Origin of the sequence: Psychromonas arctica, assembly GCF_038155225.1 — a bacterium.
GTDB lineage: Bacteria > Pseudomonadota > Gammaproteobacteria > Enterobacterales > Psychromonadaceae > Psychromonas > Psychromonas arctica_B.
Genome location: NZ_JBAKBA010000458.1, coordinates 1 through 208 on the forward strand (window position 1 = coordinate 1; position 208 = coordinate 208).

General features: G+C 40.9%; 1 protein-coding gene. It reads right to left on the reverse strand.

Annotated features, from left to right (window positions below; genetic code table 11):
- Window positions 1–208 (reverse strand): RCC1 domain-containing protein (locus V6255_RS19090; RefSeq protein ID WP_341629496.1); only part of this gene is annotated, 208 nt, incomplete at both ends.

Here is a 208-nt window from a genome sequence, read left to right on the forward strand (position 1 = left end):
ACATAACTACTGGATGTCCCTGACGTTGCATAAACAGCCAATTCTTCATCGCGTAAAAACACATCAATAGGTGTTCTAACAGGACTTTCATTGCCAGTACCTAACTCACCGCTATAATTGCGACCGAAAACAAACAATCTCCCTTCGCTAGTCACTATCGCACCATCAACTTGATCAGTAGAAACACTATTGAACGTTAAAGTGTCAT